Genomic DNA, 21,373 nt, shown 5'->3' with positions numbered 1-21,373 from the left:
TCCTTGAACCGGCTGGGGCAGCCAGGATAGAAGGTGTCGCGGCGCGTGGACAGCGGGGCCGCCATCGCGCTCCTCAGCGAGCGACTCGCCTGCAATTAACCCTGCAGTGAGGTGACGACCATGTTGATGAACAGCACGACGACGAACGCCGCCAAGAGCGGAGCTATCGCGGTCTCGACGGAGCCGAGCGCCCAGGCGGATCTTCAAGAAGTCATCGGCATCTCGTCCAGCTTCCGTGCGCTGAGCGAGCAACACGTCGGCGCGCTCGTGAGCACGGCGCGGGTCGAGGTCCTGCCCGCCGACCAGGTGGTCGCTCAGGAGGGGCAGGACGCCGACCGCCTCGTTCTGATCCTGAAGGGTGATGTGGACGCATACTGGGGCGAAGCGCTGCGGGAGGTGATGTCCAGCCTCACCCGCGGGGACGTCTTCGGTGCCGGGCTGATCCTCGATGAGCCGAACCTCTACTCGTTCGCCACCACGCGGCGGACCGTCGTGGCGAGCTGGGACCGGGACGCGCTCCGCCGCGCCGAGATCAAGGCGCCCGGGCTCCGCGCCCAGCTCACCGTGCGCCTCTCGAAGCACGCGAGGGAGGCCGAGCTCGCCGAGCTGCTCCAGCACGCTCCCCTGTTCCGCAACTCGAGCTCCGTGCTCCGCCACCGGCTCCTCAAGGAGATGACGCTCCTGCGGTACCCGACAGGGACGTTCATCTACAGGGCTGGCGAGCCGGCGAACTACTGCTACCTGGTCGTCCGTGGCGAGGTGGAGTTGAAGCCGGAGGCGCCGGACGGCCAGGAGGAGAAGGTCACGATCCTCGGCCGAGGCGTCCTGTTCGGCGACACCGACGTCCTCACGTCGGAGGTGCGCACGGAGTCGGCCGAGGTGAAGCACGACACGGAGGTGCTGGCGATCGATCGCATCGACATCGAGGCCCTCCGGCGGGCCTGCGGCTCCTTCCGCCGCGCCCTCATCACGCGGGTCGGATCGCCCAAGGTGGCGTCGAAGCCACAGGATTTGATCCTCGTCGTGAACCGCCTCTCGTGCGATGCGCGCTCCGTCGCCGCCCTGATCCAGGCGGCGTTCTCGGACGCCGGGGAGAAAGACGTGGCCTTGCTGGAGGTCGCCCCTGAAGGGAGCCGCCTCGCCGCGGACAGCAAGGCCCTCGAGCTTCCGAAGGACCCGGAGCGCGCGATCGAGATCCTCGACCAGCACGCGAAGCGGCTCGGGAACCGGTATCTGCTCCTGTACACGAGCGCGCCGGACGCGCTCGGATGGCTCCAGGAGCCCGTCTGGGACAAGGTGATCGACAACCGCATCTCGTCGGCTGTCTACTTCACGGACGACCTCCGGCATCCCTTCCCGATCGAGACGCCCCAGCTCGCACCCGTGCAGTACGTCGAGGTGCGCTCGTCGGGCGCGGAGAAGACGCACATGGTACGGAGCGGCTCGATCCGGCTCTCGATCGACGGCGCGCGTGGCGCCGAGCTCCGGTACGAGTCGCTTCCGCTGGCGAACCGGACTGCGCTCCAGCGCCTGGCGCGGACGCTCTCGCACCAGGCGGTGGGCGTTGCCCTCGGAGGCGGGTCCGCCTGGTGCTACGCGCACGTGGCGCTCCTGCGCGGGCTCCACGACGCCGGTATCCCCGTCGATATGGTCGCGGGGACCAGCATGGGGAGCGTGGTCGCGTGCGCCTTCGGGAGCCGCGGGCAGGACGGTCTGGACACCTTGATCAAGCTGAGGAGAGAGACCGCTTTCCGGCTCGCGTTCGCGCCGATCACGCGCAAGCCGATCGAGCACCTGATCGAGAAGAACTTGCTGAATCACCGCTACCTGCAGGACATGCCGCTGCCGACCTTTCCCGTGGCGGTGGACATCCAGACGGGCAGAGCGCGCATCTTCCGCCATGGGCCGGCGATCCAGGCGATGTTCGCGAGCGCGGCGCTGCCGACGCTGTTTCCCCCGGAGATCCTGCACGACGGGGTGCGTTACGTGGACGGCGGCATCGCCAACAACGTGCCGGTAAGCGCGCTCGTCGAGGAGGGGGCCGATTTCATTATCGCGTCCAACGTGATCCCGGCCCCGGCGCGGCTTGCGCGGGAGATCCACAAGCGGCGCGCAACGCGCATCCTATCCCAGCTCTCGCCGCTCGGCCGGATGCAGGACGGCCTGCGATCGATGTTCTTGCTGATGCACGAGGCAGGCACGCGTCAGGCCACCGCCGCCCATCTCACGTTCGCGCCGCTGCTCGGGAAGTTCGGTGTCATGGACTACCACCTCGCGGACAAGATCGTCGAGCACGTGCAGCCGGAGCTGCCTCGGTTCATCGAGGAGGTGAAGGAGCGCTACAGCGCGTTCTGCCGCAATCGCGACTACTAGCAAGCTCCGCGCGACGGGAGTCCGGCCAGAGGTGGCCGGACTTCCGAGCCGCCTCACGGCGGCGTCGCGCGACCGCCTGATGTCTCGGGGGAGATGGCGGCCGGGCGCGGCCGTCGCTGGCGGGCTTCGTCGAGCTGGAGAGAGGCTGCGCTCAACGCAGCCACGGCTTGACGACCTTCGACAGGCGCACGAGCTTCCGATCCGCCGTCTCTCGGTCGAGCGTGCGCTGGACGCGCTCCTGGATGGAAGCCGTGATCTCTCGGACACGTTGCCGCTGACGCTCGCTGTCACCTCCGGGGGAGCCGACCTCGACGCTGCTGACGCGCACGGGTTCGTGGAAAATGAACTTCCACCGCGTGGGGAGCGGCAGCAGGGAGAGCGGCAGCGGCAGGAGCGTGCCGACGAGCGGCTTCAAGAAGCGGATCGGAGCTATCGACGGCATGCTCTCCTCGCCACCGACGATCGCCAGGGGCACGATCGACGCGTCGCGCGCGGCCGCCAGGCGCACGAAGCTCGGTCGCCACGGCCGCATCTGATAAGCGTGCAGAAGCGACTTGCAGTTGCCTTCGGTCCCCTCCGGGTAGATGCACAGGACGTCGATCGCGGGCGGGAGCGCCTCGGGCGTCTTCAGCCACGACGCCGGAAACCCGCCGATGCCCTCGAAGAAGGCGCCGATCCTCGGCGTCTTCAACAGTTCGTCCTGGACGGCGGCCCATGGGAGCCGCTCCAGACCGAATTGTTCTGCCATCACGAGCGCCCCGACGAGGGTATCCAGCGTGAACCATCCGGCATGGTTCGGAGCATAGATGACGGGCCCGCTCCGCGGCACGTGCTCCGCGCCCTCCACGTCAATGGAAAAGTACCCCCACCGGAGGAGCGCCCGGAGCGCGGGAAACACTTGACCCGTCCAGATCGCAAGATCCCGCCGTGGCATCGGGCCCAGCGTCGGCGTCTGGCCAGCCTTATCGGCCTGTTGCTCGGCATGGGTCGCCCGATCGGTGCTGGCTGCTTCAAGCGAATCGTTCATGCAACAACCCTCCTTGGTGATCGGGGTGCGCGCCTGACGAAAAGAGGGCGTTCGGCTCCGCCCGAGTGGGCACGAGGCCGAACGCCGCCGTCCGTCGTGCGGAGTGATCCCCGCCTCGGCTCACGGCTTCGCCGTGGAGACCTTGGGGAGCCCCGTGAAGCCGATGTGCGGGGGCTCCACGCCCGGCACGCACTGGTACCTAGAGAAGTCGGTGACCCCCTCCTCACGGAGCAGATCCTCATCGATCCACGCCTTGCCGGGTCGGGCCGACGGCTCTCGCGCGAGCAGCGCCAGCGTTGCGTCGGCGAGGATGTCGGCCTTGCGCCAGATCTCGGGGCCCCCGAGGCCGAAGTTCTTGGTCGCGTAGCTCTCGACCGCCGTGGCGGGCCAAAGGGCGTGTGCCGTGATGTTGTGCTCGGCGTACTCCTCGGTGATGGCGTGCGCGACCATCGTCATCCCCAGCTTGGAGACCGCATAGGCGCCGTGGTGAGCGCAGACCGAGACGTCGACCGGCGGCGACATCATGACGATGTGCCCGTACTTCTGCGCGATCATGTGCGGGAGGACGGCCTGCGACAGGGCGAACGAGGCGCGCACATTGACGCTCATGACGAGGTCGAACCTCTTCATGGGTGTGTCCAGGACATCTGCCCAGAAGAGCGCGCCGGCGTTGTTGACGAGGGCGTCGATGCGCCCGAAGCGCTCGATGGCCGCGGCGACGGCGCTCCTGCAGGCCTCGTCGTCGCGCACATCGAGCTTGAGCGGCAGCGCGCGGCGGCCGAGCGCCGCGATCTCGCCGGCGACGTCGTGGATGGTCCCCGGCAGGCGCGGGTTGTCGGCGACCTCGGTCTTCGCGGCGACCACGATATCTGCGCCCTCACGCGCGCAGATGAGGGCGACGGCCCGGCCGATGCCGCGGGAGGCTCCCGTGATGAAAACGACACGATCTCTGAGACGCATGCGGCCGTCATAGCACGAGACGGGCACGGTCCTGGGGGTAGATCCTGATCCCCTGGGGCCACGCAATCTCCTCGCCGCCGGCCGCGCTGTTCTGAGGACGCGTCGCCGAGATCACGATAGAGTGGCCGCCCATGGACACCACCCAGCAACGAGCAGCCATCCCCGCATTCCATCTCCTCCGGGACGCCCGTGTCGTCGCCCGCACGGCGGGCTTGATTGGCGTCACCTGGAGCGCCGTCGCCTGCCTCGACGCCGAGCTACTGACGAGCGACGAGGCGTCGCGGCAGACGGTGACCTACAAATGGGTGGGCCGCTGGGGCAAGGCGCTGCTCCAGGTCTTCGGCCTCGAGGTGACGGCACGAGGCCTCCCGACCGCCGACGGGCGCTACCCAGCCGTCGACGCGCAGGGCCGCGGGCGGGTCTTCGTGATGAATCACCGGTCGATGCTTGACATTTTCGTGAATCTTGCCTTCGTGGAGGCGAACATGGTGAGCCGCGCCGATCTCTCGCGGTGGCCGGTTATCGGCAGGGCCGCGCGGAAGGTGGGGACGCTCTTCGTCGATCGCGCGAACAAGCAGAGCGGCGCCGCGGTCATCCACGCGATGTGCGACGCGATCGAGCGAGGCCAAGGCGTGCTCGTCTACCCGGAGGGCACCACGTTCATCGGCGATGAGGTGCGGCCTTTCCGGGCCGGGGCCTTCATCACGGCGCAGCGCACCGGCGCGGAGATCGTCCCGATCGGGATCGCGTACGGCGGCCAGGGGACGTCGTACTTCCAGGAGCCGTTTCCGATCCACTACCGGCGCGTCACCTCGTCGCCAGCGACGAAGATCGGGCTCGTCTTCGGTGAGCCGATCGCCGCGGGCGCAGACGTCGAGACCCTGAGGAGCGTGGCGCACGAGCGAGTCCAAGAGCTCGTGCGAGAGGCGCGAGCGGCGCTCTGCGAGGGCTGAGCCGCGGCGCCTCGCCCGGCCGCACCTCACGACGGCCTTCCTCCGCGCGCCGTCGCGCGATCGGGCGCCCGGGCCGGCGGGCGCGCGGCACGCCGAGCGACCGTGCCGCCGGAGAGCGGGCGCGATGGGCGGCCGCGCCGTTACGCGAGGCGCTTCCAGGCGGCCTCGGTGCGCTGCACGCGCGCCTTGTGAGCTACCGAGAGCAGCGGCTGGTCGCGTTCCCAGCGGGCACGCCAGTCGGGGTCGACCTGCGCCCACTCCGGCGCGAGATCCGCGAGGAGTCGCTCTGTCCCTGCCAGCCAGCCCGAGAGCGCCAGGTGGACCGCCGGCTCGCGCGGCGCCGCGGCCAGCGCGGAAGCAGGCGCGATCTGCGCCAGGAGGCGCTCGATCGCCCCGCGCGGCCAGGCGAAGCGGGTCGCGGTGTGGAGGACGAACCCGAGCGTCGCCGCGAGGACATGGATATCCTCGATGGTGCGGAAAAGCTTGAGGTAGTCGTCGTAGCCATCGCCGGGAAGGATTTCATCCGGTCGGACCGCGACGTCGAGGTGGACCTCGGCATGGTCGATCTCGGGACAGAACGGGGTCGGTGGAAGCCGGGTTCGGATCACGCCGGGGCGGTCCGCCGGGATCATCACGGCATGCAGACGGTTGCGCCCGCCTTCCGCGCCGGACGACGCGACGACGATCAGCGTCTCTGCCTCGATCCCCTGGGTGGCGAAGCGCTTGCGTCCGACCAGCCGCCCGTCGCCCAGCTGGGTGCGGATCGCCGCGGGGTGACCGCCGCCCTCCTCGGTGACCAGGAAGCTGCCGACGGTGCAGAGACCGGGTACCAGCGCGCGAAGCGCCGCCTGGTAGCCAGCGGCGAACGCCACAGCCAGTCGATCGGCGCCGGCCCCGCCGCGCGCCGCGTCGCCGACTGTCCCCGAGGCGAAGGTCGATAGGAGTTCCATCGATCGAAAGGATAGCGGACCGCGCACGAAATGGCGCGGCTACCCTCGCGCAGCAGGCCCGAGCACGAGGCGCATCTCACCTGAGGTCGCTCGCCGGGGGCTCTATCCATGAGCGCTCGCGCCCTGGAGCGATGGCGTGGAGCCGTCGAGCGGTGTTCTGGATACCGCGCCGCCCGGAGGCGCGCGCAAGCCAGCGGACGGCTCTCCCGTGCGATACTGCTGTCCTCATGACACCGGGCGAGCGTGCCGGAGGGCAGTACACCATCGAGCGGCGGGCCGGGGCAGGCTCGCTCGGCACGGTCTACCTCGCGCGGCACGTCGCGACCGGCGAGCCGGCGGCGATCAAGGTCCTCCGGGATCCGAGCGAGGAGGCGCTCAAGCGGTTCGCCCGCGAGGCGCGCGCGCTGGCCGCGCTGCAGCACCCGCATATCGTCCGGTACGTCGATCACGGGGTGATGGCGGACGGCGAGCCGTACCTCGTGATGGAGTGGCTCGAGGGGGAGGACCTCGGCGCGCGGCTCGCGAGCGGGCGGCTGGAGCCGGCCGCAGCGCTCCGGCTCGCGGCCAGGGTCGCGGAGGGGCTCGAGGCCGCGCACGGCCAGGGGGTCGTCCACCGCGACATCAAGCCGCAGAACCTCTTCCTCCCGCAGGGCGACCTCGATCGCGTCAAGATCGTCGATTTCGGCCTCGTCCACCTCCGCGACGCCACGTACGCGCTGACGCGCGAGGGGCAGACGCTGGGCACGCCGTCCTTCATGCCGCCCGAGCAGGTCACCGGCGAGCAGGAGATCGACGCCCGCGCCGACCTGTACGCGCTCGGGTGCGTGCTGTTCGCGTGCCTGACGGGCCGGCCGCCCTTCGCCGCCGCGCAGCTCGTGGCCACGCTCGCCAAGGTCGTGTTCGACGAGGCGCCGCCGCCGAGCTCGCTCTGCCCGGGGCTGCCGGCGGCGCTCGACGCGTTCGTCGCGCGGCTGCTCGCCAAGAAGCCCGCCGCGCGGCCCGCCAGCGCCGCCGCCGTGGCCGAGGCGCTGCGCGCGCTCGAGGCCCGGGTCGCCGGCCCGGCCTCGTCGAGCGCGCCCGCCTCGTCGGCCGCCCTCACCGGCCGCGAGCGCCGCGTCGCCAGCGTGATCCTCGCCGCGGGCGCGGGCGACATCGGCCGCGGCCTCGCCGCCGCCGACCGCACCGCCCCGCTCGGCGGCGCCCTCCCGCTCGACGCCCTCGCCCTGACCGCGCAGGCGCTCCGCCAGGTCGTGACGCGCCACGGCGCCCAGCTCGAGCTGCTCGGCGACGGCTCCCTCGCGGCGCTGCTCCCGGGGGCCGGCTCGCCCACCGAGCTCGCCACGAGCGCGGCGCGCTGCGCGCTGACGATCCGCGGGCTCCTGCCCGGCGCGCGCGTGGCCCTCGCGACCGGCTGGGACGAGGTCGAGCGCACGCAGCCCATGGAGCAGGTCATCGACCGCGCCAGCGCGCTGCTTGAGGGCCGCGCCGAGGGCCCGGCCGACGGCGCGCCGCCGATCCTGCTCGACCCGATGACCGCGGCCCTCCTGAGCGACCGCTTCGAGGTCTCGCGCGGCGCGGGCGCGCTCGTGCTCGCCGGCGAGATCGAGCCCGCCGACGAGGCGCGGCGGCTCCTCGGGAAGCCGACGACGTGCGTGGGACGCGAGCACGAACTGCTCCTCCTGCAGGCGACCTTCGACGAGTGCGCCGCCGAGTCCGAGGCGCGCGCGGTGCTGGTCACGGCCGGCGCCGGCGTGGGCAAGTCGCGCCTGCGCCACGAGCTCGTGCGGCGCCTCGCGGCGCGCGGGGAGCCGGTCGAGATCTGGACCGCGCGCGGCGACTCGATGCGCGTGGGCGCGCCGTTCGGCATGCTCGGCCAGATCGTCCGGCGCGCGGCGCGGCTGCTCGACGGCGAGCCGATCGCGGCGCGCCGGCAGAAGCTCGCCGCGCGCGTGTCGGCGCACGTGCCCGAGCCCCTGCGGCGGCCGGTCACCGAGTTCCTCGGCGAGATGGTGGGCACGCCCTTCCCGGACGACGACAGCGTGCTGCTCCAGGCGGCGCGGCAGGACGCCAAGCGCATGGGCGACCAGATGCAGTGGGCGTGGGTCGAGCTCGCCCGGGCCGAGTGCGCCGCCCGGCCGGTCCTGCTCGTCCTGGAGGACCTCCACTGGGGCGACCGGCCGACCGTCGAGTACGTCGACGCCGCGCTCCGGCTCCTCGCCGGCGAGCGGCTGATGGTGCTGGCGCTCGCCCGCCCCGAGGTGCGCAAGGCGTTCCCCGGCCTCTGGGGAGATCGAGCGCTCACCGAGCTCCGGCTCAAGGAGCTGTCGCTGAAGGCGTGCGAGCGGCTCGCGCGGGAGGCGCTCGGTCCGGGCGCCCCGGCCGCCACGGTCGCCGAGATCGTGGGGCGATCGGCGGGCAACGCGTTCTTCCTCGAGGAGCTCGTGCGCGCGGCGATGGAGGGCGGCCCCGGCGGCGTCCCGGAGACGGTGCTGGCGATGATGCAGGCGCGCCTCGGCGGGCTCGTGCCGGAGGCGCGGCGGCTGCTGCGCGCCGCCAGCGTCTTCGGGGAGGTGTTCTGGCGCGGGGCGGCGCGGGCGCTGCTCGGCGCCTGGGTGGACGAGCCCGAGCTCGACGCCGGCCTCGCGGAGCTCGAGCAGCGCGAGCTCATCGCGCGCCGGCCGGACGCGAAGTTCCACGGCGAGGTCGAGTACGCCTTCCGGCACGCGCTCCTGCGCGACGCGGTCTACGAGATGCTGACCGAGGACGACCGGGCGCTCGGCCACCGCCTCGCGGGCGAGTGGCTCGCCCAGTCGGGCGAGACCGACGCGATGGTCCTGGCGACGCACTTCGAGCTCGGCGGCGAGCGCGGGCGCGCCATCGACTGCTACCGGCGCGCGGCCGAGCAGGCGCTCGGCGGCAACGACTACGCGGCCGCGATCGAGCGCGCCGAGCGCGCGATCGCGTGCGGCGCGGCCGGCGACGAGCTCGGGGAGCTCGACACGATCAAGGCCGAGGCGCACCGCTACCGCGGGGATTTCGCCTCGGCCGAGCGGCACGCGGTCGCGGCGATGGCGGCGCTGCCGGAGGGCAGCGTGCGCTGGTACCGCGCGGCGAACCTGGTGGCCCTGGCGGCGACCCCGCTGGGCCACGAAGAGAGCGCCACGGCGCTCGCCCGGGCGCTGTGCGCGCGCTGGTCGGAGCGGGCGGCGCGCGGCGCCGAGCTCATCGTGATGGCGCAGGCGGCGAGCGGGCTCCTGGTCCTGCGGGGCGAGTGCGAGGACGCCGAGGCGCTGTGCCGCCGGATCGACGCGGTGGCCGAGCGGTTCCGGGGCGACCCGGCCGTGAGCGCGACGATCCTGCGCCTCGGCATGCACCGGGCGATCCTGGCGGGGGATCTCGGCACCGCGCGGGAGCGCTGCGAGGCGGCGGCGCACGGCTTCTCGCAGGCGGGCGACGCGCGCATGGCGTGCAGCTCGCGGAGCAACGCCGGGCACCTCTGCAACGAGCTCGGCGCGTACGCCGAGGCCGCGGCCCTGATCCGCGCCGCCCTGGCCGACGCCGAGCGCCTGGCGCTCGCGAACACGGTGGCGCACGCCAAGGAGAACCTCGGCCGCGCGCTCCTCCACCTCGGCGCCCTCGACGAGGCGCGCGCCCTGGAGCTCGAGGCGCGCCGGCACTTCGTGGCGGCGCGCCAACGGCGGCTCGAGGGCGGCACCTACATCTACCTGGCCGAGGTCTTCCGGCGCGCCGGGGACCTCGCCGCGGCCGAGGCCGAGGCGCGCCATGCGTGCGAGCTCCTCGCCGACGTCCCCCCGCTCGTGCCCTGCGTGCTCGCGACGCTCGCGAACGTGCTGCTGGCCCAGGGGCGCGCCGCCGAGGCGCTCGAGAGCGCGGCGCGCGCCGCCGAGCTCGCCTCCGCGGCGGTGACCTCGCGCGGCCACCTCGAGACGGGCGAGTCCCTGGTCTACCTGGTGCACGCCGAGGCGCTCGCGGCGTCGGGCGACCTCGGCGGTGCCCGCGCCGCCATCGCGCTCGGCCGCGATCGGCTGCTGGCGCGCGCCGCGAAGATCGCGAACCGCGCGTGGCGCGCGGGCTTCCTCGATAACGTGCCCGAGAACGCCCGCACGCTCGCGCTCGCCCGGGCGTGGCTGGGGGAGCATCGATGACGTCGCGGTCCGCCGACGAGGGCGATGCGTCCGCCATCCAGGCCTCCCCGCGGCGGAGCCGCACCACGATAAGTTAGTTAGACTTACTAAGTCCCTCCATCGGGCTTCGTACGGCGCGCGCAGCGCTCGCCGTAGCGCGTCGCGCGGCCCGCTTCGCCGCTGCTCCGAGCTCGCCCGGTGCGCCGTGATGCGCGAGCAGGAAAAGATCCCGGTCCGTGCCATTCGAGCGAAGGACGACCGAGGTCGCCGGCATTCACCAGGTACAAACGAGCGGCGGCGCAGGGACCAGCCGAGCTTCGAGGATCGAGGCCGCTGGGCTTGCCGGACGAGCGTCGTTCTCCGGTCCTCGGGGAGCTCTCGGGGCAGCCCACGTCCACGCCTGGCCCCTCCCGCTCAGCTCGACAGCCAAGCGGAGCTTATCATGAGAAGAGGCATGATTTTCGTGGCCGCAGCAATCCTTTCGGCGTGCACGGGAGAGGTGGACGACCTCCCCCTGGCCGAGACGGACGAGGCGCCCGCAGGCATCATCGGAGGCACCGTCGACGAGGGCGATCCGGCCGTGGCGATGCTGCGAATCTACCCGGAAGGCGAGGACTTTGGGGAGATCTGCACCGCTTCGCTCATCGCTCCGAAGGTGCTTCTGACCGCGGCCCACTGCTTGACGCCGGACAAGGTCGACGGCGGGACCGTCACGGCCTTCTTCGGCACCGACTCCTATGGTGAGGAGGGATTCTGGGTGAACGTGGTCGAGACCCACGTCGACCCCGCGTACGACCACACGAACAAACAGGCGGGGCACGACGTCGCGGTGGCCATTCTCGAGGAGCCCGTCGCCATCCAGCCGCTGCCGTACAACCGGGCGCCGCTGACCGAGGACAGGGTCGGCGAGCCGGGCCGGCTGATCGGCTTCGGCGATGATCATGAGATCTGGGGGTTTGGCGGCGTCAAGTACCACGTGTCCACCACCGTCCACACCGTCACCGCGTCTCTGGTAGGTCTCGGCGACCGGGACCACCACACGTGCCAGGGAGACTCGGGCGGGCCTGCGCTGATGGACGTGAACGGCGTCCCCACGATCGTCGGCGTGACGTCGTTCGGAGGCGTGCAGGCCCCCAGCATCTGCACCGACGGCTGGCATGCGCGGGTCGACCTCTCCCTCGACTTCATCGACCAGTTCGTCAACGCACCCTAGCCCCGCGTCGCCCGAGCGGCGTCGCCAGGGTTCCTTCTCCCTCCTCTCGCCTTCACACCCACATCGCGGGCCAAACGCCGCGATCCACGGACATGAGATCGCGGCTTTTCGGGACCAGGCTCCGGCCATCGTGCCCCGAGTCACACATTCCCCTGAATTGTGCCTCGGCCTCCAAACCTCCCCCTTACGGAACATTTATATCCCCCTTGACAGCCGGATCCTCGTTCTCGTAACACGAAGGATCGAGCATGATCGCTGCTGCATCGACTTTCACGCGAGGATATCCCGCGCGACCGAGCGAACCACGGACGAGGAGGGATCTCATGAAGACGATCGGACGATGCTGGGCGGCCTTCGGGCTCATGCTGGCGGCGGCGGCGTGCGGATCGAGCGATGCCGGCGACGAGGGTACCGAGGGCGACACCATCACGCGGGCGGAGATACCGGACAACGAGTTCTTTCCGGTGGAGCTCGAGTCGAGGATCGACAGCCTCGTCGCCGAGCTCAACAAGAGCTCGCTCGAGCCGATGCAGATGGTGGTCTTGCTGAAAAACCTGTCCGATTTCTTCGAGCCGATCTCCGTGGGTGCGAACCGGGCCATCGGCGAGCTCGAGGCCATCGGGAATGTGCTCGGGCCCACGGACCAGTCGGACGATGATCCCACGACAACGCAGGACCTTCAGAACCAGCAGATCCAACAGGCGGTGGCGGACGGCGCCAAGGGGATCGGCGTCTCGCCCTTCGGCGACGTCAACAAAGCCACCATCAACGAGGCGGCCGACGCCGGCATCCACGTGGTGACGTTCGACAGCGACCTGGTGGACTCGAAGCGCTCGCTCTACGTCGGATCGCTCGGCTATTCTGCCGGAAAAACGGCCGCGAGCACCCTGCTCGGGATGCTGCCCGAGCCGCCAGGCACGGTGTTGATCCAGGGCATCACCGGAAAGGACTGGCCCGACGCATTCGACCGGACGCAGGCGGCCCAGGATGTGTTCGGGAAGGCGGGCTACACGTTCACCGTGACCCAGGCCGTCTTCGTCGGCGACGAGAACGCCGACGTCGACCAGATGAAGGCCGTCCTCCAGGCCGCGGACCCGCCCGTCGTCGGCATGCTCGGCCTGTTCAACATCTCGTACCGGCTCGTGATGGCCGCAGACGCCGCGGGCATCGAGGATGTCCCCATCGTCGCCTTCGATTACGATCCGAAGACCGTCGATTACATGCGCGAGGGGCGCATCCGGGCCACGCACACCCAGCGGCAGTACTACGAGGGTTACCTCGTGCCCTACATCCTCTACGGCATCAACACCATCGGCCTCGACGCGACAAAGCAGATCCTGGCCCCGCTGGTCGACGACATGGGTCGGGTCAACATCGGCATCGACGTAGTCCTGTCGGAGAAGATCGACGCCTACAACGACTTCCTCAACACGATCGGCGCCATCCAGTAGCGGCGGCGCAGCTCGCGGGAGGCCCGGCGCGGTTCCCGCCGGGCGCCGCCGGCGCCGTGGGATAGACTCGGGCCATGACCGTCATCCGCTTCTATCGCGCCGGCGACGCCCACGGGGTCTTCTCCAACTTCTCGCGCCACCCGGTCACGCTGAAAGGCAAGGTGTGGCCCACGAGCGAGCACTACTTCCAGGCCCAGAAGTTCGCCGGCACGGACCACGAGGAGGAGATCCGGACGGCCCCCGGCCCCGGCGAGGCGGCCCGCATGGGCCGCCAGCGGAGCCGCCCGCTGCGCCCCGACTGGGAGCAGGTGAAGGACGACATCATGCGCGATGCGGTGCTGGCGAAGTTCACCCAGCACGAGGATCTCCGGCGCGCCCTCCTCGACACCGGGGACGCCGAGCTGGTCGAGCACACCGCGAACGACGCCTACTGGGCCGACGGCGGCGACGGGAGCGGGCGGAACATGCTGGGGAAGATCTTGATGGAGATCCGCGACCAGCTGCGCCGCCCGGCCTGAGGGCGAGCCGCCGCCCGCGTCGGGAGGTCCGACGGGCCCTCGCAGCGGCCGGGCGGCGCCCTGCCGCGGAGCTCAGAAATCCGCCACCGAGAACGGCTGCGCAGATACAACCGCATCGGGCCCAGTCCCGATCGGGTGGCTCTCGGCGACGCCATGGATCGTGCCGGAGACGGCGCTGCCGGTCAGCTCGCCGCTCAGGTACACGAAGAGCTCCCTGAACTCGGTGGGATCGACCTCGGTGACCTCGTACGAGCCCTGGAGCGCGTCGAGATCGATCCTGTGAAAGAAGCGGCCCGCGCCGACCTGCGGGACCCTGAGCGTGACCGCGAACGACTCGTCGAACGCGCCGTCCTCGGTCGAGAAGGCCAGCGCCACGTCGAGCTGCAGGTGATCCGCGCAGTCCACGGCGAGCGCCGGCTCGGCGCCCCCCGGCTCGCTCGCCGCCACGGTAGACCGCACGAAGCGCGCCGCGACGAGCTCGCCCGCGGCGACGGTCGCCGTGGTGCTGCCGCCCTTCGCCCACGCGAGCGGGGCGGAGCGCTCCCCGGAGAGGGCGGCGAGCGCGTCTCGCGCCGAGAAGCCCAGCGGGGAGACGTCGTCGGCGCCGATGTCCTCCTTCTCCTCGTCGCACCCGCCCTCGTTGACCTGGACGCCGCCGATCTGGCCGCCCGGCGCCGTGTCGTCCGAAGGCCCTCCGCCCTCGCCGGACACGCACCCCCACAGGCCAACGCTCATCACCGCCGCCGCCACCCAAGAAAGACAAAGCCGCTCGCGCATGTTCATGACCTCCTGCGGCCTACCTTGCGTCGGCCCCCGGAGCGACGCCAGCTCAGCTTCGCACATTTCATAGAGCAAACAGGCCTGTATATGTGCGAATCTGCGATACGTGAACCACGAATCCCTCGCAAAAGAGCTGATCCGCGCGCTCCGCGGCCGGCGCTCGCAGCTCGGCTTCAGCCGCCGGCTCGGCTTCCGCACCAACGTCGTCTACACGTGGGAGTCGGGCAGGCGCTGGCCGACCGCGGCGACGTTCCTCGTCGCGGCCCGGCGCGCCGGCGTCGACGTCGCGGGGGCGGTGGGGCGCTTCTTCCCCTCGACGCCCGCCTGGCTCGCGCACACGGACCCGGCTTCCGACGAGGGCGTCGCGGCGCTCCTCTCGGAGATGCGGTCGATGTCGCCCATCGTCGACGTGGCGCGCCGCGCGGGCAGGAGCCGCTATGCGGTCGCGCGCTGGCTCTCGGGCGAGGCCGAGCCGCGGCTCCCGGACTTCCTGCGGATGATCGAGGCCTGCTCGCTGCGCCTGCTCGACTTCGTGGCCCTCTTCGCCGACCCGGCGGCGCTCCCGGCCACGAGCGCGGCGTGGCGCACGCTCGAGGCCCAGCGCCGCGCCGTCTACGAGGAGCCGCTGCTCCCCGCGATCCTGCTCGCCCTGGACATGCCGTCCTACCGCGCGCTGCCGCGCCACGAGCCGGGGTGGATCGCGCGGCGGCTCGGGTTCCCCGTCGAGGACGAGGCGCGCTGCCTCGACCGGCTCGCCGAGGCCGGCCAGATCCGGAAGAGCCGCGGACGGTGGATCGTCGCGCCGATCCGGACCGTGGACACGCGCCCCGACCCTGACGCCGAGCACCGGCTCAAGTGCTTCTGGGCCGGCGTCGGGCTCTCGCGGCTCACGCGCAAGGCCGAGGGGCGCTTCTCGTTCAACGTGTTCACGGTCTCCGAGGCAGACCTCGCGAAGCTCTCCGAGCTCCACGTGAGCTATTTCCAGAACATGCGCGCCGTGATCGCCGAGTCGCGGCCGCCCGAGCGCGTGGTCGTCGTCAACCTGCAGCTCTTCCCGCTCGACGGGGGCTGAGCCGCTCCCGCCGCGGCGAGCGGCGCGCGCGATTCACACGATGGCGAACGCCCGCACCGGGAACGTGCCGAAGGCGCGGACCTTCACCGGGACGGCGAAGAAGCGGGCGCCGGCGGCGGGGAGCCGTTCGAGCCCGGTCATGTGCTCGCAGATGGGGATGTCCGCGCCGAGCAGGATGGAGTGGACCGGCCGCGTGGGATCGGCCGTATCGTCGATGTTGTAGGTGTCGACGCCCACGAAGGCGGCGCCCGCGCCGGCCAGGAGCCGCGCCGCGCCCCGCGTGAGGAACGGGTGCCCCTCGAAATAGCGATCCGTGCGCCAGTGGTCGCTCCAGCCGGTGCGCACGAGGACGGCCTTCCCGGCGAGGTCGAGCCCCTCGAAGGCGCCTTCGTCGATCGCGCGCCCGGACCGACCCCGCGCCTCGACGACCACGCTCTCCAGATCGGCCAGCGATTCGAGCGGCAGGGCGGCGAGGTCCTTGCCGTCCGCATAGCGATGGAACGGGCTGTCCACGTAGGTGCCCGTGTTCGCGACCATGTCGATGCGGCCAATGTGGAATTCGACACCTTCCGCGTAGACGGCGCGGGACTGCTCGCGCGAGAGGAAATCGCAGAGGACGGGCGCCGGCACGCCCTTGTACGTCACCATGCCGTGCTCGACGGCGTGGCTCAGATCGACGAGGATTCGTGAGGCGGGGGTGGTCACGGTCCGCTCCTTGGGAGGGTCTCCGCGGCGACGCCTCTCGCGAGCGCGGTCGGGTCGCCGAGCCGCCGCCAGTCTCGCGAAGACGCGCGAAGAGATCCAGAAATCGGGCAATCCGGGCGAGTTGACACCCGCCCACATGCGCCGATAGAGTGTGACCACGGGGATGTCGCGCTCGACCCGAGGGGCCTCGGGGCGAGCCTCGTGGACGGGTGCCGCAGCGGGCGCGGGGTCGGGTGCTGTCATTGAAATGGATCATCGCGGGGAGATCGAGCGTGCCCGCGTGGAGAGCTGGATGCCTGGGATGAGTCGAGCCGTGCCGCGCCGAGCCCTCCTCCTGTCGGCGCTGATGCTGTCGACCGGCGCGGGGTCGGGCTGTCGCTCCAAGGGCGGAGGCGCGGAGAGCAGCTCCGTCGCGCCGGAGCGGGCGGCGACGCCGGAGCCGGCGGCGTCCGCGTCGAAGCCTGCGCCGAAGGGCGCCGCGATGGTCACGATCGCGCGGGAGCAGCAGGCCACCTGGGTGCGCAATTTCAACCCGCTGCTCGCCGAGGGGAGCGTGCGCTTCCCGACGGTCGCCGGCATCTACGAGCCGATGCTCATCTACAACACGATGAGGAACGAGTACACGCCGTGGCTCGCGACGAGCTACGCGTGGAGCGACGGGAACCGGAAGCTCACGTTCACGATCCGCTCGGGCGTGAAGTGGTCGGACGGACAGCCGTTCTCGGCGAGGGACGTCTCGTTCACGTTCGCGCTGCTCAAGAAGCACCCGGCGCTCGATCTCTCGGGGGTGTGGAGGTTCCTCGGCGCCGTGACCGCGGAGAGCGAGACGACCGTCGAGTTCGTCCTGAGGCGGCCCTATGTCCCCGGGCTCAGCTACATCGGCCATCAGCCGATCGTGCCGGAGCACATCTGGAAGGACGTCGCCGATCCGGTCACGTTCGCGAACGAGAACCCGGTGGCGACAGGGCCCTTCACCGAGGTGAAGGTCTTTCAGAACCAGGTGTACGAGCTCGGCAAGAACCCGCATTACTGGCAGGAGGGCAAGCCCGCGGTCGACGGGCTGCGCTTCCCGGCGTACCCGAGCAACGATCAGGTGACGATGGCGCTCGTCAACGGCGAGATCGACTGGGCGGGCGCGTTCGTGCCGGACATCGAGCAAGTCTTCGTCGCCAAGGATCCGGCGCACCACCATTACTGGTTCCCGCTCGTCGGCGGCACGGCCACGCTGTACCCGAACGCGACGAGGAAGCCGTTCGACGACGTCCGCGTGCGCAAGGCCATCAGCATGGCCATCGACCGGGACCAGATCGTCAAGCTCGCGGCCGACAACTACACGCACGGCGCGGACGCGACCGGGCTGGACGACTCGTACGAGCGGTTTCGCAACGAGAAGGCGGTGGCGGCGGGCGACTGGGTGCATTTCGACCCGCAGCGGGCGAACCAGATCCTCGACGACGCGGGCTATCCGAGGGGCGCCGACGGGATCCGAACGAGGAACGGCAAGCCGATGCGCTTCGAGATCAACGTGGTCAGCGGCTGGTCGGACTGGGTCCGCGCGGTGCAGATCATCGCGCAGAACCTCGAGACCGTGGGCATCGACGCGAAGATGAGGACGTACGACTTCAGCGCGTTCTTCGCGGCGCTCCAGAAGGGCGCGTTCGACCTGTCGATGGGGTGGACCACGGTCGAGCCGACGCCGTACAACTTCTATCGAGATCTCATGAGCACGGAGCTCCTGAAGCCCGTGGGCGAGGTGAGCGCGCGCAACTGGCACCGCTTCGGGGCGAAGCACGCCGACCCGCTGTTCCAGCAGTTCGAGGCCGCGACGGATCCGGGCGACCAGAAGCGCATCCTCGACGCGATCCAGATGATCTTCGTGGAGGCGGCGCCGGTGATCCCGCTCTTCAAGAACCCGTCCTGGGGCGAGTACAGCACGAAGCGGTTCACCGGCTTCCCCACCACCGAGAACCCGTACGCCAAGCTGACGCCGAACAACCCGCCGGAGTACCTGCTCGTCCTGACCGAGCTCCGGCCGAGGTGAAGGCCCCGGGCGGGTGGCCAGCGGCGGCGTCCCGAACGGCGCGACGGGCCGCCGCCTGCGGTGAACCTCCGCTGGATGCGCCGCTGGCGCTACAGCCGCGTGACCACGAGCCCGTCGTTCTGCACCGAGATGCGGGCGGGCTTGCCGCGGTGCTCGTCGGGGATCTCGTCGGCCATGAGATAGCGGCCGGCGATCGAGACGAACTCCGCCTCTAGGCTCATGCAGAAGATGCTCGCGTCCGCGTTGTTGTGGGCGCCGGCCATGGCGCGACCGCGGAGCGGCGCGTAGACGTGGATGTTGTCGTTGGCGATGAGCTCCGCGCCCGAGCTGACCGGCGAGAGGACCACGAGGTCGCCGTGGGGGACGTAGATGACCTGCCCGCTGCGCACCGGCTGCCGCACGGTGAGGCCGGCGGGCGGCGGCTCGGCCGCGTCGGGCGTCGGCGCGGCGTCCCTCGGGCGCCGGGCGGGCCCAGCCGCGCCGCGGTCGGCGGCGACCCCCGCCGCCCCGCGGTCGGCCGTCGCAGGCCCCACCGCGACGGGCCCCGGCGTGGGGGTCGCCCCCTCGGCCGGCCCGTCCTTTCGCGGCGAGCGCGTGAGCGGCGTCCGCAGCACGCCGAGGCCGGCGGCGACGGCCCGCTCGCGCTGGGCGTCGGTCGGGTTGCGCACGGCGATGGGCACGAGGTTGTGCTTCCGCAGGAGGCCGGCGAGGGCGCCGAGGTCGACGGGCTCGTCGCCGAGGGCGTCGAGGTCGAGCAGGATCGGCAGGTGCAGGAAGAAGTGCGGCATCTGCGATATGTGGTCGGCGAGCTGACGCTCGATGGCCGAGACATCCGCCGTCCGCAGGCACAGCATCGTGATGGCGGGCATGGTGCCCTTGAGCGCAAACGCCTGCTGCTCCTGCCGCTTCTCCCCTCGCCTGCCCGACACCATCGCTGTCCTCGCTCGCCAAAAGGTGCTTCCGCCGCGGCACTGTAACCCGGATCCGGCGGCGCGCGCCGGAAAAACCGGCGGGCGCTCTCCGGCTGTCGCCGCCGTCGGGCCGGCGCGTCGCCGGTCGGCTGGTCGCCGCGGGCGATGCCAACGGTGGTTTGGCCATGCCCATCGCGCGCCGGGGCATGGGCGCCCTCGAGGCGGCGACCTACCTCGCGACCTCGATCTCGCCATCGCGCGCCTCAAGAGCGATGATGGCGCCGAGGGAGAAGAGGTGATCCTCGGGCGCCACACGTCCGACGACGTCTGGCGCGCTTCCCTGGCCGAGGCGCGCGAGGGCCGGTGGATCGCGCAGCGTTACTTCGCGGCCCTGGAGAACGAGCGGCGGGAGTCGGTCAATTACGGCATCTACCTCATCGCGGGCGAGGCGTGCGGCATCTACGCGCGCGTCCAGGCCGGGATGACGGACGCTGCCGCGCTGAGCGCGCCGGCGCTGGTGCGGTAGCCGGCGCCAGCGCCGCTCAGAAGATCGCGCTCTTCCGCGCGCCCGAATCGGTCGCGCGCTGTCGGGGGAGCGCCCCGCCCGTGCTCCGCGGCGCCTCGGACGCGCGGGCGGGGCGCGGTGCGGCGGGGCGCGGTGCGGCGGGGCGCGGTGCGGGCTCCGGCGCCGCCGCTGCGGCGGGGCGCGGCGCCGGCTCCAGCGCCACGGCGGCGGCGGGGCGCGGCGCTGCGTGGGGCCCCGCCGTCGCGAGCGGCGCTGCCACGAAGGCGGCCGTCGGGACGGTCGAGCACGTGCCCGCCTGGGGGGCCCTGGACGTCTGCACCGCGGGAGCGCGGCGGGCGACGGCGCGCACCTCGCCGCCGACCGCGCGCAGCGCGTCGGACGAGCCCTGCAGCTGCGCCCGAGGCAGCGCGGTGGCGAGCGCCATCCCCATCCCGAGCGCCGCGATCAGGCCAGCGGCCGCGAGATGCCCCCGGGCCCGCCGCTGCGGCGCAGCGCGCCCGACCGAGGCCGGCGCTACCGAGGCCGGCGCCACCGAAGCGGGCGCCGCCGAAGCGGGCGCCGCCGAGACCGGCCCCACCGAGATCGGCGCCGCGTCCAAGGCGCCGACCGCGGCCACGAAGGCGGAGACCATCGGCTTGATGGAAGGAAATCGCTCTTCAGGATTCAGGGTGAAAGCGCGCGCGAACCACCCCTCCAGCTCGGGCGGCGCCTCCGGGGCCAGCGTCGACAGCGAGGGTCGCTCGCCGGCGAGGATGGAGGCGAGCACATCGGCGATGGTGCCGCCGGCGAAGGGCTGATGGCCGGTGAGCGCCACGTGAGCGACCACCGCGAGGGCCCACATGTCGAGCTGCGGATCCGCGTGCCCGTCGCAGGTGTGCTCCGGGCTCAGGTAGGCCGGCGTGCCCAGCACCACGCCCTCCGCCGTCTGGCGGGGAAAGTCTGCCGGTAGATCCTGGCGTATCCACTTGGCAATCCCGAAGTCGGCGACCTTGGCCCGCAGGCGGCCGTCGCGTCCCTCGCGGAGCAGGATGTTCGACGGCTTGATGTCGCGATGCACGATCCCGAGGCCGTGCGCCACCGAGAGAGCCTCTCCTATCTGGGCGAGAAGCGCAGCGAGCTCGGCCGCCGGCACCGGCCCCCGCTCCTGAATCAGCTGCCGGAGGGACCGGCCGCGCACGTACTCCATGACGAGGTACGGGCCTACCTCGGGATCTTCACCGGCGTCGTGCACGGTGACGATGAGATCGGTCTTCCGCCCGAGCTGCGCCGCGACCTGCGCCTCGAAACGGAAGCGCTCCATGGCGTCGATGGGCAGGCTCTGCCGCGGGAGAACGAGGAACTTGAGCGCCACATCGAAGCGCCGGACGCCGTCGTGCGCGCGCCACACCTCGCCCATCGCGCCGTGGCCGAGCGGATGCACGAGCTTGTACCGTCCAGCGACGAGGCGGCCGGTCTGGAGCTTCGCTCGGGTCCCGTCCCGCCCGGCGTCGCGCGGCCCCGCAGGAGACGGCTGCGCTGGCCGAGGCTGCTGCGCGCTGAGCGTGGCGGCGTCGCGCGAAACGTCTCTCGCCGCGGGATCGGGCCGTCGATCCGGAGCGGGCGGCTGGAGCGTGCCCGTGACCTCCGTGCCGCCCCCGTGTCCCAGACCGGCAAGCGTGCCCATGCGCGAACGACCTGGGTTGAGAGGCCGGGACATGTCCGCAGCGTATCGCGAACGCGGGGACCTTTGAATCGCGAACGCCATGACC

General features: G+C 71.6%; 16 protein-coding genes. 9 read left to right on the top strand and 7 right to left on the bottom strand.

Going from position 1 to position 21,373, the window contains the following annotated elements; genetic code table 11:
• The first annotated feature begins 120 nt into the window (after window positions 1–120).
• The gene (locus NQZ70_RS21085; protein WP_129575814.1) at window positions 121–2,373 is read left to right on the top strand and encodes a cyclic nucleotide-binding and patatin-like phospholipase domain-containing protein; all 2,253 of its coding nucleotides are present in this window, start codon (window positions 121–123) and stop codon (window positions 2,371–2,373) included.
• Window positions 2,374–2,524: 151 nt separating this feature from the next.
• Here NQZ70_RS21085 and NQZ70_RS21080 read toward each other — a convergent pair whose 3' ends face one another.
• The gene (locus NQZ70_RS21080) at window positions 2,525–3,400 is read right to left on the bottom strand and encodes a 1-acyl-sn-glycerol-3-phosphate acyltransferase (RefSeq protein ID WP_129575813.1); all 876 of its coding nucleotides are present in this window, start codon (window positions 3,398–3,400) and stop codon (window positions 2,525–2,527) included.
• 120 nt (window positions 3,401–3,520) lie between these two features.
• The gene (locus NQZ70_RS21075) at window positions 3,521–4,360 is read right to left on the bottom strand and encodes an SDR family oxidoreductase (protein WP_129575812.1); all 840 of its coding nucleotides are present in this window, start codon (window positions 4,358–4,360) and stop codon (window positions 3,521–3,523) included.
• A gap of 131 nt (window positions 4,361–4,491) precedes the next feature.
• On the opposite strand from NQZ70_RS21075, the gene NQZ70_RS21070 reads away from it, so the two are divergent.
• Entirely contained in the window at window positions 4,492–5,313 is an 822-nt protein-coding gene (locus NQZ70_RS21070; protein ID WP_129575811.1) for a 1-acyl-sn-glycerol-3-phosphate acyltransferase, read from the top strand.
• 140 nt (window positions 5,314–5,453) lie between these two features.
• Here the strand turns inward: NQZ70_RS21070 and NQZ70_RS21065 are convergent, their stop codons facing one another.
• Entirely contained in the window at window positions 5,454–6,290 is an 837-nt protein-coding gene (locus tag NQZ70_RS21065; protein WP_237245476.1) for an acyl-CoA dehydrogenase family protein, read from the bottom strand.
• Between the two features lie 200 nt (window positions 6,291–6,490).
• Here NQZ70_RS21065 and NQZ70_RS21060 point away from each other — a divergent pair, with 200 nt between their 5' ends.
• The 4 genes from NQZ70_RS21060 (at window position 6,491) to NQZ70_RS21045 (ending at window position 13,590) form a co-directional block, all read left to right on the top strand.
• Window positions 6,491–10,429 carry a serine/threonine-protein kinase PknK gene (locus NQZ70_RS21060; protein WP_129575810.1) on the top strand — a complete coding sequence of 1,313 codons (3,939 nt, stop codon included), beginning with the start codon at window positions 6,491–6,493 and terminating at the stop codon, window positions 10,427–10,429.
• A 442-nt stretch (window positions 10,430–10,871) separates the two neighbouring features.
• The gene (locus NQZ70_RS21055) at window positions 10,872–11,621 is read left to right on the top strand and encodes a trypsin-like serine protease (protein ID WP_165374079.1); all 750 of its coding nucleotides are present in this window, start codon (window positions 10,872–10,874) and stop codon (window positions 11,619–11,621) included.
• 323 nt (window positions 11,622–11,944) lie between these two features.
• On the top strand, window positions 11,945–13,072 hold the full coding sequence (locus NQZ70_RS21050) for a substrate-binding domain-containing protein (RefSeq protein ID WP_129575808.1): 1,128 nt from the start codon (window positions 11,945–11,947) through the stop codon (window positions 13,070–13,072).
• Between the two features lie 74 nt (window positions 13,073–13,146).
• Window positions 13,147–13,590 carry an NADAR family protein gene (locus tag NQZ70_RS21045; protein ID WP_129575807.1) on the top strand — a complete coding sequence of 148 codons (444 nt, stop codon included), beginning with the start codon at window positions 13,147–13,149 and terminating at the stop codon, window positions 13,588–13,590.
• 72 nt (window positions 13,591–13,662) lie between these two features.
• Here the strand turns inward: NQZ70_RS21045 and NQZ70_RS21040 are convergent, their stop codons facing one another.
• Window positions 13,663–14,325, bottom strand: a complete 663-nt coding sequence (locus tag NQZ70_RS21040) for a hypothetical protein (RefSeq protein ID WP_129575806.1) — start codon at window positions 14,323–14,325, stop codon at window positions 13,663–13,665.
• A gap of 151 nt (window positions 14,326–14,476) precedes the next feature.
• Here NQZ70_RS21040 and NQZ70_RS21035 point away from each other — a divergent pair, with 151 nt between their 5' ends.
• Window positions 14,477–15,442 (top strand): DUF4423 domain-containing protein, encoded by a 966-nt coding sequence (locus NQZ70_RS21035; protein ID WP_129575805.1) that lies wholly within the window; start codon window positions 14,477–14,479, stop codon window positions 15,440–15,442.
• Window positions 15,443–15,475: 33 nt separating this feature from the next.
• Here NQZ70_RS21035 and NQZ70_RS21030 read toward each other — a convergent pair whose 3' ends face one another.
• Window positions 15,476–16,147, bottom strand: a complete 672-nt coding sequence (locus NQZ70_RS21030; RefSeq protein WP_129575804.1) for a cyclase family protein — start codon at window positions 16,145–16,147, stop codon at window positions 15,476–15,478.
• A 313-nt stretch (window positions 16,148–16,460) separates the two neighbouring features.
• Here NQZ70_RS21030 and NQZ70_RS21025 point away from each other — a divergent pair, with 313 nt between their 5' ends.
• Window positions 16,461–18,188, top strand: a complete 1,728-nt coding sequence (locus tag NQZ70_RS21025; RefSeq protein WP_129575803.1) for an ABC transporter substrate-binding protein — start codon at window positions 16,461–16,463, stop codon at window positions 18,186–18,188.
• A gap of 89 nt (window positions 18,189–18,277) precedes the next feature.
• Here the strand turns inward: NQZ70_RS21025 and minC are convergent, their stop codons facing one another.
• Window positions 18,278–19,120, bottom strand: a complete 843-nt coding sequence (gene minC, locus NQZ70_RS21020) for a septum site-determining protein MinC (protein ID WP_129575802.1) — start codon at window positions 19,118–19,120, stop codon at window positions 18,278–18,280.
• Window positions 19,121–19,394: 274 nt separating this feature from the next.
• Here minC and NQZ70_RS21015 point away from each other — a divergent pair, with 274 nt between their 5' ends.
• A complete protein-coding gene (locus tag NQZ70_RS21015) occupies window positions 19,395–19,625 on the top strand; it encodes a hypothetical protein (protein WP_237245475.1) in 231 nt (76 codons plus the stop codon).
• A gap of 16 nt (window positions 19,626–19,641) precedes the next feature.
• Here NQZ70_RS21015 and NQZ70_RS21010 read toward each other — a convergent pair whose 3' ends face one another.
• The gene (locus NQZ70_RS21010; RefSeq protein WP_129575801.1) at window positions 19,642–21,288 is read right to left on the bottom strand and encodes a serine/threonine-protein kinase; all 1,647 of its coding nucleotides are present in this window, start codon (window positions 21,286–21,288) and stop codon (window positions 19,642–19,644) included.
• Between the last annotated feature and the right edge of the window lie 85 nt (window positions 21,289–21,373).

Source organism: Sorangium sp. So ce836 (assembly GCF_028553905.1).
GTDB lineage: Bacteria > Myxococcota_A > Polyangia > Polyangiales > Polyangiaceae > Sorangium > Sorangium cellulosum_D.
The sequence above is the reverse complement of the archived record's forward strand: the minus strand, read 5'-3'. Positions and strand labels throughout refer to the sequence as shown.